General features: G+C 63.9%; 15 protein-coding genes. 8 read left to right on the top strand and 7 right to left on the bottom strand.

The annotated features are described in order from the left end of the window. Positions 1-160: 160 nt before the first annotated feature. From BLS11_RS16040 to BLS11_RS16000, 8 genes are all read left to right on the top strand, one after another. On the top strand, positions 161-1,429 hold the full coding sequence (locus BLS11_RS16040; protein ID WP_092538793.1) for an extracellular solute-binding protein: 1,269 nt from the start codon (positions 161-163) through the stop codon (positions 1,427-1,429). A 63-nt stretch (positions 1,430-1,492) separates the two neighbouring features. Continuing rightward, entirely contained in the window at positions 1,493-2,359 is an 867-nt protein-coding gene (locus BLS11_RS16035) for a carbohydrate ABC transporter permease (protein WP_217629031.1), read from the top strand. After that, positions 2,356-3,222 (top strand): carbohydrate ABC transporter permease, encoded by an 867-nt coding sequence (locus BLS11_RS16030; protein WP_092538791.1) that lies wholly within the window; start codon positions 2,356-2,358, stop codon positions 3,220-3,222. The genes BLS11_RS16035 and BLS11_RS16030 overlap by 4 nt, the downstream gene beginning before the upstream one ends. Continuing rightward, a complete protein-coding gene (locus BLS11_RS16025; RefSeq protein ID WP_092538790.1) occupies positions 3,219-3,869 on the top strand; it encodes a DUF624 domain-containing protein in 651 nt (216 codons plus the stop codon). The genes BLS11_RS16030 and BLS11_RS16025 overlap by 4 nt, the downstream gene beginning before the upstream one ends. Positions 3,870-3,915: 46 nt before the next feature. After that, positions 3,916-5,058 carry an ABC transporter ATP-binding protein gene (locus tag BLS11_RS16020; protein WP_092538789.1) on the top strand — a complete coding sequence of 381 codons (1,143 nt, stop codon included), beginning with the start codon at positions 3,916-3,918 and terminating at the stop codon, positions 5,056-5,058. A gap of 225 nt (positions 5,059-5,283) precedes the next feature. Further along, positions 5,284-6,168, top strand: coding sequence for a fumarylacetoacetate hydrolase family protein (locus tag BLS11_RS16015; protein WP_092538788.1), 885 nt, complete (start codon positions 5,284-5,286; stop codon positions 6,166-6,168). A 1,385-nt stretch (positions 6,169-7,553) separates the two neighbouring features. Further along, the gene (locus tag BLS11_RS16005) at positions 7,554-7,745 is read left to right on the top strand and encodes a hypothetical protein (RefSeq protein ID WP_092538786.1); all 192 of its coding nucleotides are present in this window, start codon (positions 7,554-7,556) and stop codon (positions 7,743-7,745) included. A 138-nt stretch (positions 7,746-7,883) separates the two neighbouring features. Continuing rightward, positions 7,884-9,488: a TCP-1/cpn60 chaperonin family protein gene (locus tag BLS11_RS16000; RefSeq protein WP_217629026.1), complete on the top strand. Its 1,605-nt coding sequence runs from the start codon at positions 7,884-7,886 to the stop codon at positions 9,486-9,488. Between the two features lie 14 nt (positions 9,489-9,502). On the opposite strand, the gene BLS11_RS15995 is transcribed toward BLS11_RS16000, so the two are convergent. The 7 genes from BLS11_RS15995 to BLS11_RS15965 form a co-directional block, all read right to left on the bottom strand. Continuing rightward, positions 9,503-10,234, bottom strand: a complete 732-nt coding sequence (locus BLS11_RS15995; protein WP_092538784.1) for a hypothetical protein — start codon at positions 10,232-10,234, stop codon at positions 9,503-9,505. Between the two features lie 77 nt (positions 10,235-10,311). Continuing rightward, the gene (locus BLS11_RS15990; RefSeq protein ID WP_092538783.1) at positions 10,312-11,541 is read right to left on the bottom strand and encodes an ABC transporter ATP-binding protein; all 1,230 of its coding nucleotides are present in this window, start codon (positions 11,539-11,541) and stop codon (positions 10,312-10,314) included. Between the two features lie 90 nt (positions 11,542-11,631). Then, a complete protein-coding gene (locus BLS11_RS15985; RefSeq protein WP_092538782.1) occupies positions 11,632-12,519 on the bottom strand; it encodes a carbohydrate ABC transporter permease in 888 nt (295 codons plus the stop codon). A gap of 1 nt (position 12,520) precedes the next feature. Beyond that, on the bottom strand, positions 12,521-13,447 hold the full coding sequence (locus BLS11_RS15980; protein WP_092538781.1) for a carbohydrate ABC transporter permease: 927 nt from the start codon (positions 13,445-13,447) through the stop codon (positions 12,521-12,523). A gap of 57 nt (positions 13,448-13,504) precedes the next feature. Then, the gene (locus BLS11_RS15975; protein WP_092538780.1) at positions 13,505-15,097 is read right to left on the bottom strand and encodes an ABC transporter substrate-binding protein; all 1,593 of its coding nucleotides are present in this window, start codon (positions 15,095-15,097) and stop codon (positions 13,505-13,507) included. A gap of 272 nt (positions 15,098-15,369) precedes the next feature. Then, on the bottom strand, positions 15,370-17,625 hold the full coding sequence (locus BLS11_RS15970; RefSeq protein ID WP_092538779.1) for an NADP-dependent malic enzyme: 2,256 nt from the start codon (positions 17,623-17,625) through the stop codon (positions 15,370-15,372). A gap of 553 nt (positions 17,626-18,178) precedes the next feature. Continuing rightward, positions 18,179-18,805 (bottom strand): DUF7509 family protein, encoded by a 627-nt coding sequence (locus tag BLS11_RS15965; protein ID WP_092538778.1) that lies wholly within the window; start codon positions 18,803-18,805, stop codon positions 18,179-18,181. Positions 18,806-18,863: the final 58 nt, after the last annotated feature.

The raw sequence follows: 18,863 nt of genomic DNA, 5'->3' as shown, positions 1-18,863 counted from the left end.
GTCGCATAAATTGTTTGGGTGCGAGTCCCCCGATTGGTAGGCGGGGGGAAAATATCCGTATGTCTACGTATCTGCCGTGAGCGGAGGGGGGAAGAAATATATGTGACGTTGATAAATTGTCATCCAGGATGGAAGATGATGACACGAGGTGACAGCGTCCATGAAAGGTTCCGACAAGACACGTAACTGGACGAATCGGCGGAAGTTCCTACAGGCGGCGGGTGCCGCCGGCCTCGCCGGGTTTGCCGGATGTAGCGACCGCGTCAGTGCCAGCGACGACGGCGGACTGTCGTACTGGACGCTGTTCAGTGGCGGCGACGGGGCCGTGATGGAGTCGATGGTCAACAGTATCAACGAGAGCACAGATCTGAACGTCAATCGGCAGCGAGTGCCGCCGGACGAGTACTACAACCGCTTGTACACCGCCCTCGCCGCGGGGGAAGTCCCCGACGTGGCGATACTCCACTCGGAGCGACTCCAGGAGTACAAGGACTACGTCGTTCCGATGACGGATCGGATCGACACGAGCATCTACACCGACGCGATCATGGACAAGGTGCTGCTCGACGGCGAACTCCTCGGGGTGCCGATCGACGCCCACCCGTACGGGCTGTGGTGGAACAAGGACGTCTTCGAGGAGGCGGGTCTCGATCCCGAAGCCCCGCCCGACACGCCGGAGAAGCTTCAGAACGTCTGTCAGACGATCACGGAGAACACCGACTACATCGGCGGACAGATCCACGGCGATTCGATCCTGGCGGCGATGTTCCACATGTTCGTGCGGAGCATGGGCAGTCCGCTACTGACCGAGGACAACGAACCGGGCTTCGACAACGAGGACGGCGTCGCCGTCGCGCGGTACTTAGACGAGATTATCAACGAACGCGGTTGGGTGCCGCAGGACGGCACCGCCGGGTGGGAAGCGTGGAACAACGGCGAAGCGGGCTTTATAATCGACGGCACGTGGCACCTGAGCGTCGTTCGCGACACCGACTTCGACTTCGGGGTGACGGCGCCGGCGGTGATGCCCGACGCGGAGAAACACATGACCAACACGAGCAGTCACACACTGATCATCCCGTACGACGAATCTCGCAGCGACGCGCGGCGAGAAAAGGCGATCAAGTTCATCCGCGAACTCACGCAGAACTACGCCATCCAGTGGGGCACCGGTGCGGGGCACCTCCCGGCGAGTAAGGCGGCCCTCGAGAGCGACGAACTTCGCAACAGTGACGCGTGGTCGCAGTCGGTGCAGACGTTCTACGAGATGTCGCAGAACGACCAGTTCGCGTACGAACCGCGGACGGACTCGAACACGGAGTACCTCGAGGAGATCTGGCAGCGAATCCAGTCGGTTCGGTTGAACGACGTCACTCCCGAAACGGGGGTCAAACAGGCCGCAAACGGCGTTCGCGGGGTGTTCGACTAACGACCCATGGCGCTCCCAGAACAGAGTTCCGAGGGAACGGACGAGGGCGGCTTCGGACTCGACATGACGTCTCGCCGGAGGCGCGAGCAACTCGCCGGAATCGGCTTCGCGCTGCCGTATCTCATCATCGCCGGCGGGTTCCTGTTCGGCCCGCTACTGTTCGGGCTGTTCATGAGCTTCCACAACTGGGATCCGGTCTTCCCCGCGCAGTCGGAGTTCATCGGATTCGAGAACTACCGGGTCCTGCTGAACGACCCGCAGTTCTGGCAGGCGTTGCGGAACACGGTCTACTTCGTGGTGCTGACCGTTCCGACCATCGTCGTGCTGTCGCTTCTGCTGGCACTCGGCGTCAACCGCGAGGTCAAGGGACAGTGGCTGCTACGGATGATCTTCTTCAGTCCGTACGTGCTGACCGTCGCCGTGATCGGACTGCTGTGGAGCGACCTGTTCAGCGAGACCGGGCTCATTCCGTACTACCTCCCCGTCGATACGGGGAACTGGCTGATATCGACGGACCTCGCGATGCCCGCCATCGTGATCGCGACGGTCTGGTGGTCGCTGGCGTTCAACTTCGTCGTCCTGCTGGCGGCGAGGCAGAACGTCTCCGACAGGCTCTACGAGGCCGCGAAGTTGGACGGCGCCAGCAGTTGGCGGATGATGCGGGACATCACGATTCCGCAGATGAAGAACCCGCTCATCTTCGTCGTCATCACGACGTTCGTCAGTTCGTTCCAAGTGTTCGGCCAGCCGTTCATCATGACGCAGGGCGGCCCGTCGTTCTCGACGACGACCGTCGTGCTGTACCTGTACAACACGGCGTTCAGCACCGGCGACTTCGGCTACGCGGCCGCGGTCGGCTACGTCCTGTTCATGATACTGATCGTAGTGTCTGCGACCAACTTCTACGTCCTCGGGAGTGATACGTCATGAGTACCGAATCGAGTGGACTCCTCGACGACGTCTCGCTCTCCGAGCAGGGGCTTCGGTCGATCGCCGTCCACGTCGTGCTGTACGGAATGGCCGTCCTGTTTCTCCTTCCGTACTGGTGGATGTTCACGACGTCGCTCAAGCCGCGCGAGCAGATCTACTCGTCCGTTCCGCACCTGTTCCCCAGCGAGATCACGTTCGAGGCGTATCGGCTCCTCCTCTCGGACTCCCAGATCGTCCAGTGGACGGTGAACACGATCATCCTCGCGACTCTCACCACCGTCACGGTGCTGATCATCGACTCGATGATCGCCTACTCGCTGACGCGCTTGGAGTGGCCGGGACGGAACGTCGTCTTCACGGTCATCGTGGCCTCGTTCCTCGTTCCGGGTATCGTCAACCTCGTGCCGGTGTTCCTGATCGTCGCCGAACTCGGACTGGTGAACAACCTGTTCGGCGTCGTGTTACCGAGCGTCGCCAACCCGCTGGGCGTGTTCATGCTGTATCAGTTCTTCCGGGACATCCCGGAGGAGTTGGAGGAGGCCGCACGCCTCGACGGCTTCTCGCGGTTGCGCATCTTCACGCACATCATCCTGCCGCTGATGCGCTCTGCGCTCGCGGCCCTCGGGCTGTTCATCTTCATCTGGACGTGGAACGCGTTCCTGTGGCCGTTGGTCATCCTGCAGGACAGCAGCCTCTACACGCTCCCGATCGGGCTTGTGACTCTGCAGGACAACATGGGAATCGCCAACCCCGGTATCGTGATGGCCTCCGCGGTGATCGCGTCGCTTCCGCTGCTGTTGGTGTTCCTGCTGCTGCAACGGCATCTGATCAAGGCGGTCGAAGCGCAGGGGACGGTCAAATGACCGCGGCGGAGTTCGACGGGCGCGACCCCCTGCACGCGACGATACAGTCGACGGGGCGGTTCGTCTGGGCCAACCTGGTCTCGGTGGTCCTCATCAGTGTCGGGTGGTTCTTCGCGTCGCTTCCGGTCGTCACCGTCGGGCCCGCGACGGTGGGGGCCTACCGCGCGGTACTGTCGCTCCGCGAGGACGACGGCGACGGCATCGACGGAGACGCGGTGTGGACGACCGTTCGCGAGCAGTTCGTCCACGCGACGCTCATCGGTCTCGTCCCCCTCGCGATACTCGCCATCGCGGCGACGTACGGCGTCACCTACCTCACGACGGGAACGCTCGTCTCGGGGCTACTGGCGCTGGTCGGCGTCTACACCGCAGCGTACATCTGTCTCGTGTGGGTGCCGACCTTCGTCGGCTTGGCGGAGGGCGAGACCGTCGCCGACGCGGTGACGGCGGGCTACCGATGGACCGCCCGCCACGCCGTCGGCGCAGTGGCGCTGGCCGTGGTGACGGTCGTGCTGTTCGTCGTGTCGTCGCTCCTGACGGTCGCGCTGGCGCTTCTGTTCGCCGGCGTGGCCTTCGCGTTCCACGTCGAGTTCGTCACCGCCGTCTCGGAGATCGACCGACTGGACGGACAGACAGTAGAGACATGAACCGAGAGATCGTACACGACAAACAGAGACACACGGAGGACACACAATGAGCAACGACAACTCGAACGCATCAGTCACGTTCAACGACACGAGAAAGGAGTACGGCGACTTCGTCGCCGTTGAGGGGTTCAACGCCCACATCGAAGCCGGGGAGTTCATCACCATCGTCGGTCCCTCGGGGTCGGGCAAATCGACCCTGTTGCGGATGATCGCCGGTCTCGAAGAGATTTCGGCCGGGGACATCCAAATCGACGGTAAGAGCGTCAGAGGCGTCGAACCGCAGCAGCGGGGAATCGCGATGGTGTTCCAGAACTACGCGCTGTACCCGCACATGAGCGTTCGCAAGAACATGGCGTACGGGCTGAAACTGACCACTGACCTCCCGGACGACGAAATCGACGAACGGGTCCGCGAGACGGCGACGATGCTCGAAATCGAGGACCTCTTGAGTAACAAACCGGCGAACCTCTCCGGCGGACAGCAACAGCGAGTCGCCACGGGGCGCGCCATCGTCCGCGACCCGAAGATATTCCTCATGGACGAACCGCTCTCGAACCTCGACGCGAAGCTGAAAGTGCACATGCGGACGGAACTGCAGCGTCTGCAGGAGGAGTTGGGGACGACGACGATCTACGTCACCCACGACCAAGAGGAGGCGCTGACGATGAGCGACCGGATCATCGTCCTCGACAAGGGCGAACTCCAGCAGTTCGGCACTCCCGAAGAGATCTACGACCGCCCCGCAAACCGATTCGTCGCGGACTTCATCGGAAGCCCCGCCATGAACTTCTTCGACGTGGAGCTGAGCGGTTCGACGCTCCTCGGAGAGGGCTTCGAGTACTCGATCCCGTCGAGCATCGCCGAGCGAATAAGCGACACGCAGGCGACGAACAGCCTCGAACTCGGCGTCCGACCGGAGGACATCTGGACGGGAGCCACGGGGGAGAACGCGATTCCCGCGACCGTCGAAGTCGTGGAGAACGCGGGCAGCGACAACTACCTCTACCTCGACATCGAGGGTCAGGAGTGCCGCGTTCGGGCCGAGAGCGACGTGAAACCGGACGTCGGCGACACGCTCCGCGTGACGTTCGATCCGTCGGACATACACCTGTTCGACACCCGAACGGGCGAGAACCTCCTCGTCGAGGAGACGGGCGTGGCGACGGTTTCCGACGAAGCGCCCGCCTGATCGGCTCCCGCGGTCGTCACCGCTGCCGTCAGCGATTCCGGATTCCGACGGACGAAGGGAATCGGCGGCGTCACCCGAGCGGCGACGCTCGAAACGCGGACGGCGGCGACGATTCCCGTGGCCAGTATCATCTCGGTCCCGTCTTCTCGACGCTCGTGCTTGCGTAGCCCCTCCGCGGCGTTTTGCACTCGGTACTCTTTTAACGATATCTGTACATGAACGGGTATGCGGTATTACCGACTCCCTGGTAGCAAGCAGAGGCCATCTTCAGATTCGCTCGTCGTCATCGACGACGGCGGTGACGCGTACGACCTGACGGCGGCGTCGGACGACCTCGGCTCGTTCACCGAACTCGCTCGCACGGCGAACGCCAGCGACCGTTCCATCGACGCTATCGCACGCGACCGAATCCCGGACGCCGACCGCCTCGAAACCGGCGACTTGGACGGCGACGCGCTCCTTCCCGTCGTCGCAGACGAGGTGTGGGCGGCGGGCGTCACCTACCGCATCAGCGAGCAGGCCCGCGAAGCCGAGAGCGGCAAGCCGGAAGTGTACATCGACGTCTACGACAGCGAACGGCCGGAACTGTTCCTGAAGGCGACGCCGTCGCGGACGGTCGGTCCGAACGACTCCATCGGAATCCGCGGCGACTCCGAGTGGGACGTGCCGGAACCGGAACTGGGCGTCGTCCTCCACCGCGGAGAGGTGGTCGGCTACACCGTCGGCAACGACGTCTCCAGTCGGTCCATCGAGGGCGAAAACCCCCTCTACCTCCCGCAGGCGAAGGTGTACGACCGCTGCTGTGCCATCGGTCCCTGCGTCGCCACCGAGGACGCCGTCGAGGACCCCCACGACCTCTCGATGTCTCTCACCATCGAACGCGACGGCGACGTCGTGTTCGAGGACGCCACCTCCACGGGGGAGATGGCGACCACCTGCGAGAACCTCGTCGAGTACCTCGGCCGCCACAACGACCTTCCCGAGACGGTCGTGTTACTCACCGGCACCGCCCTCGTCCCGCCGGAGACGTTCACCCTCGCGGAGGGCGACCGAGTCACCATCGACATCGACCACATCGGACGCCTCGTCAACGACACCGTCGTCGTCTGAACGGGACAGAACCGGTTCGGGCTGACGGCGACGCGAACGTCCACGGTCGACAGAAGAGAGGAAGAGAGAAGCGGCGGAGGCGAACCGACTGTCTCGGCGCTACTTCGCGTCCGTGACCCGCGTCACGGTGAAGTACGTCCGGCCGGCGGACGGCACCTCCTTCGTTCGTCTCCTCAACGCGACCCCACCGCAGGTCGTTCGGCGGAAGACCGCCCTCGCCGCCGATTCTGGTCAGATGACCGATACCGTCCGAGAGGTCTTCTTCGAGGGCGCTTTCGTCGAGAGTTCCGTCCTCGTCGAGAAGTTCGTTCGCGTTCACCGACCCCAGTTGCGCCGCCTTCTCCGTCGGGAAATACCGTCCGAGTGAGTCGTCTCCCCCACCGACGGAACCCCGAGTTAATCGACGGGAGCGTTCTAAAATAGAGAACGAAGCTGTACCGAACGCCGTTCCGTCGAGACGGCGGATTACAGACATAGGCTCGTAACGGGCATCATTACAGTCCTATAGTTGTAACCCCTTCCGTGGTCAGTATCGAATGGGGAACGCCTGCCGACCGACAAATGACGGAACGCAGTTCAGAGGCGGATTTCCGTCGGAGAAGAACTGGCACGAGCGTTCGGGGCGCTCCGCGCGGCGGCGTCCGCAGAGCGGCATCGACCGGCCAGTTCGGCCGGGCGGACCCCGAAAGGTCGTTCTCTATCACAGAACGTATTGGGGCCGCCGATGTACGACGAGGACGGCACTCGCTCTCCGGCGCGGAGCGAATCGGTAGCGAACCGACGGAGGGCGCGGGTGGACCGACGGAGAAGGAGCTACGCGGGGATGAACCCCACGGCGATGGCCGTTACCGGCGTCTCCTCAGTCCGCGCCTCTCGGAAGGTGGAATCCGCATGACTCGCAGACGAACTCGTCGTCGTAGAACGATTCGTGAACGGTGAGGCTCTGGTCGCAGTCGGGGCAGCGCATGCGGTTCCAATGCATTTCGATATTCACTTAAGCATTACTACGACAATCGTCGAAGGGATCAGGGGCCAGAGTACTCCTTCCTGATATTTGTACCAACCAAAATGATTATGACTCTGTCAGAACACGGTTCGATTGGTCGCCGAGCAGCGACCGACTGCGTGAAAACTGAGTCAGTCATACCGCCGTGCCTGGTAGTCGAACGGGGAAATGCGCCTGTCCCCTCGTAGCTCGTGAACTCCCCCGTTCGACTAGCGCGGTGAGCGCTCCCGATACCGTCGAGCGCAACCCCCGAGTACCGTCGGGGGAACGCAGTTCCGTTCGTCACCGCACTCGCCGTTTCTCTCCGGCGGCTATCGATACCGAGTCGTGACAACGTGGACCAATATTTATTTATACCGAGCCGGGCAAATCCTTGCTAATGTCTGTCAACCTCGAAAACCGGCGTAACGTCGGATTCCTCTTAGCACTCGTCGTCGCAACCGTCCTCGTCGCCGCCGTCGGCATCCTCTGGCTTCGCGGCAGAGGGGAACCGCTCATCGTCGAAGTCGCGTACGGCCTGCTCGTCCTCCTCGGCGCGGCGGTGGCGTACGACAACTACCTGATACAGTAACGACTCGCGTCGACGGGTATCCCGAACAATTATTAGGAACTGCCCGAATCGACACGGTAATTCGCTCTCGAAGTATCCATGGCTACGAACGAACGATACACAGGTTGGTCGACGGTCCCCGGTCCGGAGACTCGTCGGATGATACGGGACGCGTCGGAGGAGATGGGCGGACTGGTCCGCAGTACGCTCGGACCGTTCGGGTTGGACAAGATGGTCGTCCGTCGGATGCCAGACGACGAACTCCGCTGGTTCGTCAGCAACGACGGGAGCGCCATCGTAGAGGAGTTCGAAGGGGAGACGGACCATCCGGTCGCACAGCGCTTCGTTCGGGCCGTCGAGAACCACGAGGCCGACTACGGCGACGGGTCGACGACGTTCGTCCTCCTCGCATCCGAGCTTACGACCGCGGCGATGGACCTCGTCGACCGGGGCGTCCACCCGAACGACGTGATAGAGGGCTTCTCCATCGGCGCTCAGCGGACCTTAGAGCGGTGGAACGAGGCGACGATTCCGCTGACGAACGCCGCCGGGCGACTCGACCGCGACCGACTGCGCGCCGTCGCGACGACGGGGATGACGAACGGACGGGAGGGAGAGTGGCAACTCGGCGAGTTCGCCGACACGGTGGTCGATGCAGTCCTACGCGTCTCCGACCCGAAGACCGGGAGCGTTAGACTCGACCACGCGAAGACCGTCGCCGTCCCCGGCGGGAGCGTCTCGGACTCGACGCTCGTCGACGGAGTCGTCCTCCCGGAGACGGTCGTCACCGGGGAACGCCTCCTCCCGGCGACGGGGCCGGTGTTGCTCGTCGATGGGAGCCTCAAGCCCCGAAACCTCTCGGCGAACGTGAACGTCTCCGTCGAGGACGACGCCGACACCGAACGGATAGCGAACGGGAGCAGAGACAGCGAGCGAATTGCGGCGACCATCGCAGCGACCGGGGCCGTCGCGGTGGTCGTGACCGGCGACGCGGACATGGCCGTCGCCAAGGAGTTGGCCCGCCACGGAGCGATACTGCTTCGGAACGTCAAGCACACCGACTTCGAGTACATCAAGCGGGCCACCGGCGCGACGCACCGCGGACCGGTCCGCCCGAACGAGCGAATCGATCCCGACATCCTCGGTCACGCGACGGTGCGGTTCCGCGACGCCGGCCGCGACGACGACTGGGTCGCCTTCGAACCGCCCGCCGCCGCCGAGTCGCCCGCGTGCACGCTCGTCGTCCGCGGCGGAACGCAGGCGGCCGCGGAGGAGGCGGAGCGTCGCGTCAGGGATAGCAAGAACGCGCTCCGGGCGTGCGTCATAACGCCGAAGGCGCTTCCCGCGGGGGGAGCCGCGGAGACGGCGGCGGCGCACGCGGTCAGGGAACTCGCGCCGCGGTTCGGCGGACGAGAGCAGCTCGCGGTGGAGCGCTTCGCAGACGTGCTCGAATCCGTCCCGAAGACGCTGGCGAGAAACGCCGGGCTGGACCCGATGGACGCGCTGGCCGACCTGCGCTCGCGGTACGCGGCGGGTCACCGCCGGACTGCGATATCTAGCGACGGGAGCGTCGTCGACGACGTGACCGCCGACGGCGGCGGTCTGGACCCCTACCAGATTCGGGTGTCGGGGCTGATTCGCGCCGTCGAGTTCGTCACCGCCCTCGTCCGAATCGACGGGGTGCTGCTCGACGAACGCCCGCCGACGGCGGGCCGGGTGCTCGACGACCCGGAGACCGGCCCCGAAGGGGCGATGGACGGCTGAACGGCGGGAGACGGCTAGAGTAGCTGCGTCGCGACGACCGCGACCAGCGTCACCGGGAGAACCGAGAGGACGCTCCGCTTCTTGTCGATGCCGTACAGTTCGCTCACGACCGGCAGCAGCAGGAATCCGACGAGTATCCACACCCCGGCCATCATCGTCCCGACGATGCGCATCTGCGGGCTGTTCGCCACCGCCTCGTGCGACGCGACGACCTCCGAGACGGGTTCCGCGCCCGCGACGACGGTCTCCGGCGCGGGGATGGTGGTGACGAGCACCGCGCTGACGACCACCACCGGGACGAACAGGAGCATCAGGTACCCGCCGACTTTGAACATCGCCGTCTCCATGGCCGTCTCCTCGGAGAGGTGGCCCGCGATGGCCCCGGCGACGCCGAAGTAGAAGAAGCAGACGAAGCCGACGAAGAAGAGGCCGTACAGGAGGTTGATGCCGAGCGCCAACTGCCAGCCGGCGAAGACGTACCCCTGCGACATGGCGAACGGTTCCGAGAGGTACGCGAAGACGCCCCGCACGACACCGAGAAGCGCTAGCGCGAGGAGCGGCGGCGTCCATCCGTACCGCTCGACGGTCCCCACGAAGTCGGCGATGCTCCGGGCGTTCGTCAGTTCGTGTCCGAGTCGACGCCACGTTCGGTCGGTGACGCCGACCCCCCGCTCCGGAACGTTCGCGGCGGCCTCCGAGTCGGCGTCCGTCTCGCGTCCGTACTCTGTGATGTCGTCTACGGTCATGGGTGTGCTGTGGGGGATACTGGGGTCACGGGTCGGGTTCGTCGCCGTCGTTCGTCCGTCGGATACCGGTCATGAGGTCAGTCGCTCGCTCCCGTCGCCGACTCCGTTTGGGCTTCGGCGACCGAGGCGGTGCTCAGACTGAGGTTCTCGCCGGTGTTCGGGTCGAACACGTGGACGTGTTCCGTGTCGAACGTGAGATACACCGGGTCGTCGCTGCGTTCGTACCGCTGGGGAATCGAATCCGGTTCGATGAACACCTTGTACTCCTCTCTGTCGCCTTGCTCGTCCGCGCCGATGTCGATGCCTCCGGCGACGACGGACGAGACGTCGACGTGGTCCTCCAAGTCGAAGTACAGCAGGTCGTTGCTCCCGAGGGGTTCGATGATGTCCACGAACGCCCGCACCGACTCCTCCGTCGGCGTCTCGTGGACGTGGATGTGCTCCGGGCGGACGCCCAACAGGAACCTGTCGGCGTCGCTTCGCGCGGCGATGGCCTCCGCCTGCCGCCTCGGAATCGGCAGTTCGATGTCGCCCGTGAACCGGGCCTGCTCGCCCGAGAGGTCCAGTTCGGAGACGAACATGTTCATCGAGGGGCTGCCGATGAACTGCGCGACGAACGTGTTCTTCGGTCGGTTGTACACCTCGCGGGGCGGCCCCACCTGCTGGAGCGTTCCGTGGTTGAGGATGGCGATGCGGTCGCTCATCGTCATCGCCTCCTCTTGGTCGTGAGTGACGTAGATCGTCGTCGTCTCGAACGTCTGCTGGAGGCGTTGGAGTTCCGTCCGCATGTGCTTGCGGAGTTTCGCATCGAGGTTCGAGAGGGGTTCGTCGAACAGGAACACGGCCGGGTCGCGGACGATGGCGCGACCGGTCGCCACGCGTTGACGCTGACCGCCGGAGAGATGTTTCGGCTTCTGGTCGAGGAGTTCGCCGATGCCCATGAGTTCGGCGGCCTCCCGCACCCGTTCGTTTATTTCCTCGGCGGGGAGGTCGGTCGAGCGCTTGAGGCCGAACGCCATGTTGTCCCGCACCGAGAGGTGGGGGTACAGCGCGTAGTTCTGAAACACCATCGCGATGTCCCGCTTGCGCGGCGGAAGCCGGTTGACCGGCGTGTCGCCGATGCGTATCTCGCCGTCCGTTATCTCTTCGAGGCCCGCGAGCATCCGGAGCAGCGTCGATTTGCCGGAACCGCTCGGACCGACGAGCGTCAGGAACTCCCCGTCCTCGATTTCGAGGTCGAACTCGTCCACGGCGAGGACGTCGCCCTCGTACCGCTTCGTTACGCTGTCGAATAGGATTCGGCTCATTCTTAATGGACGATTCTTACGTAACTATTTATTATTTTTGTTGGCCGTCACGAACGGAGCGGGAGAATCAGCCGGGGCGCGGGGCGACCGTCAGGTCTTGACCGCACCCTCGGCGAGGCCGTTGATGATGTACTTCTGGAGGAAGAACAGGATGATGAACAACGGAAGCGTCGCGCCGAGGGCGCCGGCCATGAGCAGGTCCCACTGGAGGGTGTACTGACCGACCCACGAACTGAGTCCCGGCGGCAGCGTCGTCTTCGCGTCGTCGTTGATGAGGATGAGCGCCATCACGAACTCGTTCCACGCGAAGATCCACGCGAAGATGGCGGTGGTCGCTATCGCCGGCGACGACAGGGGAACGATGACTCGGATGACCGCGCCGACGCGCGTGCTCCCGTCTATCATCGCCGCCTCCTCCAGCGCCTCGGGGAGGTTCTCGTAGAACCCCCGCAGCATCCAGATGGAGAACGGAAGCACGAACGCGACGTACGCTATCGTGAGGCCGAGGAGACTGTTGAACAGGCCGATGTTGCGGAAGATGAGAAACAGCGGCACCGCCACCAAGATGAGCGGGAACATCTGCGTCATCAACAGGAACGTCGCCACCGCCTTCCGACCCTTGAACCGGAGTCGGCCGATGCTGTAGGCGCCGAACGTACAGATGACGATGCTGAGCACCGTCGAACCCACCGTGACGATGACGCTGTTGCGGAACCACCCGATGAAGTTCGTCTCGTACAGCATGCGGCGGTAGGCGTCGAGGTTCGCACCTTCGAGCCACGCCCCCGGGTTCTGGATGAACGTGTCGAACGCCACCTGATTCAGCGAGACGACTATCATCCACAGCACCGGCATCAGCACGACGAATATCGACGACCAAAGCAGCGCGTGGAAGCCGAGCGTCTTCGCCCACGCTGCGACCTTCGGGGACACCTCGAAGCCGAGCAGTTCGTCCGTGTCTCGTGTTTTGCTTGCCATGTTATTTCCCTCCGACTTCGTCCTCGTAGAGCCGCAGGTAGACCAGTCCGTAGCCGAGCATGATGACGAGCATCACGACGGCGATGGCCGCCGCGACGCCGAAGTTGTTCTGGATGAACGCCTGCCGGTAGATGTACACCGGCAACACCATAGAGGAGTTTCCGGGACCGCCGCTCGTCATCACGAAGACGAGCGTGAAGTGGTTGAGCGTCCACAGGCTCTGCAGGAGCGTCGTCACGATGCCGATGGGCTGGAGGAAGGGAAGGGTGATGTGCCGGAACAGGTCGAGCCGTGTCGAGCCGTCGACCTGCGCCGCCTCGTAGAGGTCCTGCGGGATACCCTTCATCGCCGCGAGGAAGGTGATCATGAAGAACGGGAAGTTCCGCCAGACGTACGCCATCGTCACCGAAAACAGCGCGTACCGCGACCGGCCGAGCCACTCGACGCCTTGGAACCCGAGCACTTCGAGGAGCCCGTTGAACATCCCGAGTTCGTAGTTGAACAGCAGCGTCCAGTTCAGGGCGACGGCGATGAACGGAATCGTCCACGGGAGCAAGAGGAGCGTCGTCGCTATAGAGCGCCCTCTGAACTCGCGGTTCAGGAGGATGGCGAATCCCAGACCCAAAATCGCCATCAACACCACCGCCGTGAACGACCAGACGAACGTGTTCTTCATCACCACCCAGAAGTCCGGGAGTGCGAACACGCGGGCGTAGTTCTCGAACCCGACGAAGACGTCCTCTCTGAGTCCGCCGTACTCGTAGAAGCTCAGAACGATACCTCGGAGGATGGGGACGACGCTGATGAGACCCAACGCCGCCAACGTTGGCAGTAGGAACAGCCACCCCCAGAGGCTCTCCTTCGAGAGCCAGTACTGGTACTCCTCCGGGATAGTGACTCCACCGACTGCCGAGGTGTTTCTTGCCATTACTCTCGTGGGGAAAAGGCGTACATTGTGTGTGCGGTTGCCATCGAACGACTCTCGTTACTCGTAGGGGTTGTAGATTTTCGGCACGCCGTCGCCGGTAATCCACGGTTGGACCTCGTCGGGAGCGTCATCGAGCGACGGTTCCTCGGGCGCCTCCACCTCGTAGTCGAGGTAGTCGGCGTTGTTTATCCCCGAGCGAGCCTTGTCGGCCATGGCCTTGAGCGCCTTCTTCGGGTCCGTCTCGGAACCGATCATCCCCGAGATGGCCGTCGAGTAGCCGGTCGTGTTGCTCTCGACGGAACCCATGAACGGGGCGACGCGTCCCGCGCCGGTGACGCCGTAGCGGACCGCGTTCGGGGCCTGTTCGAGGCGGGCGTCGAGCCACGAGTCCGGAATCTCCGTCGGGTTGTCGGTGAACAGTTCCATCTCCTCCTGTCCGCTCCGGACGGGGAGGAAGTTCGGCGCGGAGACGGGGAAGTACTTGTCCAACTGGTCGGGTTGGGTCATGTAGTCCATGAAGCCGAGCGAAATCTTGTCGTCGATGTCGTGGCGGGTGACGTTCTGCTTGAACGTCGTCATGCAACTGCCGCCCATGAAGGACTGGCGTTCGCCGTTCGGCCCCGCCGGCATCGGCGTCAGTTCCGTCGCCTCGGCCAACTCCTTGTTCTCGTCGGAGACGCCTTCCTGCGGGTCGACGAGACTGCGAGCGAGGTCCGTCGGGAGGTGAGCGATGGCCGTCCGCCTCTCGCGGTAGAGTTCCTCGCCGGAGGTGCTGTCGATGCCGCCCCAACCGCCGGGGGCGATGTCCCACTTCTCGCGGAGGCTCAGCGCCCAGAGGTGGGCGAACAGCGACGCGGGACTGTCGATTTCGACGCTGAACTTCCCGTCGGAGTGGCCGTAAAACGACCCGCCGGACTGGTGCGTCATCGCCGTCAGGTTCTGACCGGTCGGGAAGTCCGTCGCACCGGGCGTCGTGAACCCGGAGGCGTCGGTGTTCTCGGAGACGGCCTGTCCGGTCTCGATGAGTTCGGCCCACGTCTCCGGCGGCTTGGAGACGCCCGCCTCCTCTAAGAGGTTCATGTTGACGTGGCTCGTTCGAAGCTCCATGAACCACGGCATCCCCCAGTACTCGCCGTCGAACTGCCCCCACTTCGAGATGGTGTCGTACCAGTCGTCGTACGTGTTGAACAGTTCCGTGTTCGGACGCGCCGCGCCGCGTTGACCGAAGTCGGCGGCGTGTTCGCACGCCATCTCGGAGACGTTCGGCATCGAACGGCCCTCGATGGAGGCACTCCACTCCTGGAACACTTGGTCCCAGACGACGACTTCGGTGGTGACGTTGACGTTCGCGTCCGCGGCGTCCTCGTACCCTTTGGCCGTCTGCTTGATGGCCTCCGTCTCCGCGGGGATGTACCCCCGCATCGTCCACCACAGGAAGTCCTGTTCGCCGTTGCCGTCGGTACCGCCGTCGCCGCTACTGCACCCGGCGAGGGCCGTCACGCCCGCCGCACTCGCCGCGGCGGCCGTCTCCATGAACTTCCGGCGCGAGTACTCCTCGGATTGGTCGTCCGTCCGGACGTCCGACTGGCCGTCGGACCTCCCGGTCGGTTGCGATGCTGTTTCGTCCGTACCATCCACTGTCGACGCCATACCGCAATATCAGGAACGACCATCATATATCTACCGGGACTCGAAAGGGCCGTCCGGCGAACAAGGAGAACGGCCGGTTCAGCGAGGGTCGTCGCCGTAGCGGGAAACTCCCGTTCGCCGTCGAAAACGAGACGCTGACGCTCCTACTCCTGTTGGGCGTCCACCACCGCCACCGCCGCGAGGTCGAGCGACCACCTTTTTGCTTCGTCGGGTGCGCTCCGCGCACCACTCCTCGCAAAAACCTGGACGAAAAATATCCGCTCGGTCAGTTTCTACTCCTGTTGGGCGTCCACGACTGCCACCGCCGCGAGATTGACGATGTCGCCCACCTCGTCGCCGCGTTGGATGACGTGGACGGGCTTGTCCATGCCGACGAGCATCGGGCCGACGGCTTCGGCGTCGCCGAGTCGTTGGAGGAGTTTGTACCCGACGTTGCCCGCCTCCAGGTTCGGGAACACGAGGACGTTCGCCGGTCCGTCCAGTTCGGAGAACTCGTAGGAGTCCGCGAGGACGTCCTCGACGACGGCGGTGTCGGCCTGCATCTCGCCGTCGACGGGGAACTCGACGGCCGGGTCGTCGCGCAACGCCCGCGCCGCGTCGCGAGGTTTCCGCGTCCCCGGGTTATCGACGCTTCCGAAGTCCGAGTACGAGAGGAACGCGACGCGCGGGTCGACGTTGAACCGGCGCGCGAGGTCGGCGGTGTGGCGGGCGACTTCCGCGAGGACGTCGGCGTCCGGGTCCCGATTGACCGTCGCGTCGGCGCAGAATATCACCCGGTCGGCGACGGTGAGCATGTACACCCCGGCGGCGTAGTCGGCGTCCTCCTTCGTACCGACGACCTGCAACGGCGGTCGAAGCGCCGAGGGGTAGTGGTGCGTCAGGCCGGTCAGCATCGCGTCGGCGTCGCCCTCCTCGACCATCACGCTGGCGAGGTAGTTCGGGTCGGTTCGGACGAGTTCGGCGGCCTCGCGCCGGGTCAGGCCCTTCCGGCGGCGGAGGCGGTGGAGCCTGTCGGCGTACTCCTCGAGTTCGTCCGCCGTCGGGTCGACGACGCGGGGGTCGTAGTCCAGTCCGCGGGTCTCGACGACCGACTCGATGGTTCCCCTGTCGCCGACGAGGAGGGGCGTCGCGATTCCCTCCGACTCCATCCGGGCGGCCGCGCGGATCATCTTCTCGTCGTTCCCCTCCGCGAGGACGACGCGCTTGGGGTCGTTCTGCGCTTTGTTGAGGACGACGCGGAGCATCTCCAAGGACTTCCCGACGCGCGCTTCGAGTTGCTCGTGGTACGTCTCCAAGTCGATATCTCGCCGGGCGACGCCGCTGTTTATCGCCGCCTGCGCGACGGCGGCGGACACCTCGAACAGGACGCGGGTGTCGAGCGGTTTCGGGATGACGTAGTCGGGGCCGTACTGGAGGGGTTGGTCGCTGTAGGCCTTCACGACGGCGTCTGGCACGTCCTGCTTGGCTAAGTCCGCGAGTGCGTGGGCGGCGGCGCGTTTCATCTCCTCGTTTATCTCCGTCGCTCGCGCGTCCAACGCGCCGCGGAAGATGAACGGGAACCCGAGCACGTTGTTTACTTGGTTGGGGTAGTCCGAGCGACCAGTCGCCATAATCACGGTGTCGTCTCTGGCCTCTTTGGCCTCCTCGTAGCCGATTTCGGGGTCCGGGTTCGCCATCGCGAAGATGATGGGGTCCTCGGCCATCGACCGCACCATCTCTTGGGAGACGATGCCGCCGGCGGAGAGGCCGACGAACACGTCCGCACCCTCCATCGCCTCCGCGAGTCCGCCCGCGGGAACGTCGCGCGCGAACTCGCGGTTGTACTCGTTCAGGTCGCCGGCCTCCGCGCGTTCGGTCGTGAGGACGCCGTCGATGTCGCACATGACGATGTTCTCCGGTCGGACCCCGAGAGAGACGTAGAAGCGCGCGGTGGCCGTCGCGGCGGCGCCGGCCCCGGCGAAGGTGACCCGAACCTCGTCTAACTCCTTGCCCGCGATATCGACCGCGTTGAGGAGGGCCGCCCCGGAGATGATCGCCGTCCCGTGTTGGTCGTCGTGGAAGACGGGAACGGACATCTCCTCGCGGAGTCGTTCCTCTATCTCGAAACACTCGGGGGCCTTGATGTCCTCCAAGTTGATGCCGCCGAACGTCGGTTCCATCGCGCTGACGGTTCCGACGAACTCGTCTACGTCGCTCGCGTCGAGTTCGACGTCGAACACGTCGATGTCTGCGAACCGCTTGAAGAGGACGCCCTTCCCCTCCATGACGGGCTTCGACGCCTGCGCGCCGATGTCACCGAGTCCGAGGACGGCGGATCCGTCCGAGACGACGCCGACGAGATTACCCTTGGCGGTGTACTCGTACGCCGCCTCCGAATCTCCGTCGATGTCGCGGCACGGCGCGGCGACGCCCGGCGAGTACGCGAGACTCAGGTCGCGTTGGGTGTTCGTCGGCTTGGTCGTCGAAATCTCTATCTTCCCCGGCGGGTCCTCGCGGTGGTACTCCCGCGCGTCGTCGTCGAGTGACATGGATAGATAGGTACCACCGCCCGCAGGACATAAAGATGGTTGACCGACGGACGGCGACGCTCTCGGAGGGAGTACGAGTATTTCTGTCTCCGACTCGGGACCTATCATCGGCCGAATGATAGTTGAGTGATCTTCATTTGATCCGAGATTATACGAACTGACATTCGGTACACTGTTCGTTTTATCGGCGTGAATGGACTAAATATGGAATTTCGGTTCGTATATCTTCATTCAGTAGACGACGAGAATAGCGGCTGGAAGTCTCTTGCGAAAAGGAGAGGCGCGACGTCTCCGATCCGTCGAAATAGGGCCCAGAACGCGGTATCGTCCGCAGTTCGTTTCCTCTCCGGAGCACGGAAACGGCGAGAGACACTCGCGGCGATGGAGCGGATTCGCCGTCGAGAATCGAGACACGAATATAACAAATTAGATAAAGGGGCGCGTCGGTACAGCAGTCGAAGTCTCCACCCAGTACGACCGGTCGTCCGAGAGAGGTTCGCACCTCCACTCCTGCAAGTGAACGCGAGACGTAGACCTCCGTCGCGGACGCGATTTACGACTCGTGGAGGGGGTCGAGGTCGCCGTGGAGTTCGCGGTTCATCACGTCGGCGACGAACAGTTTGAGGCGGTCGAGGAGTTCCGCCTCCGTCTCGTAGGACTCGATTCTGAGGTCCCACCGCTCGTTCGCCGCCCGGAGCATCGCACTCGTCACGTCCGCCTCGTGGACGAACAGCATCCGGTCGCCGTGCGTCTCCGACAACGCCTCGAGCACCGACCCCGCCTCCTCGCCGACGCCGAAGTTGTGACCGAGGTAGGGGAGGACGAACGCCGTGACGTTGCTTCGCCGGGCGTACTCGATGCTCTGGGTCGCCGCGTCCACGTCGTCCACGTCGATATCCACGTCCACGGCGAGAAACGCGTTCACGCCGGGGTCGGCCCGGAGTGACCCCTGCACGCGGCGGAGTAACGCCTGCGCCTCGTCGACGTCGTCGCGTCGCTTGAACAGTCGCCTGATGGGACCGGGCAGTTCCTCGATTTTGATGTCCGCCCGTTCCTCCTCCGAGAGGACGTACGCCAAGTTGAACGACTTGTACGGGCCCATGATGTAGAGCAGAAACTCCGAGTACGCGACCGACCCCAACGCCTCCCTGATCCGGTTCCTCGTTATCTCCGTTCCCATACCTCCGACTCGGACGGGCGGTATATAAAAAGAGGTATTTTCGGGAGTCGTTGAGTCA

The sequence above is a fragment of the Halopelagius longus genome, assembly GCF_900100875.1.
GTDB lineage: Archaea > Halobacteriota > Halobacteria > Halobacteriales > Haloferacaceae > Halopelagius > Halopelagius longus.
This window is presented reverse-complemented; position numbering and strand designations above follow the sequence as displayed.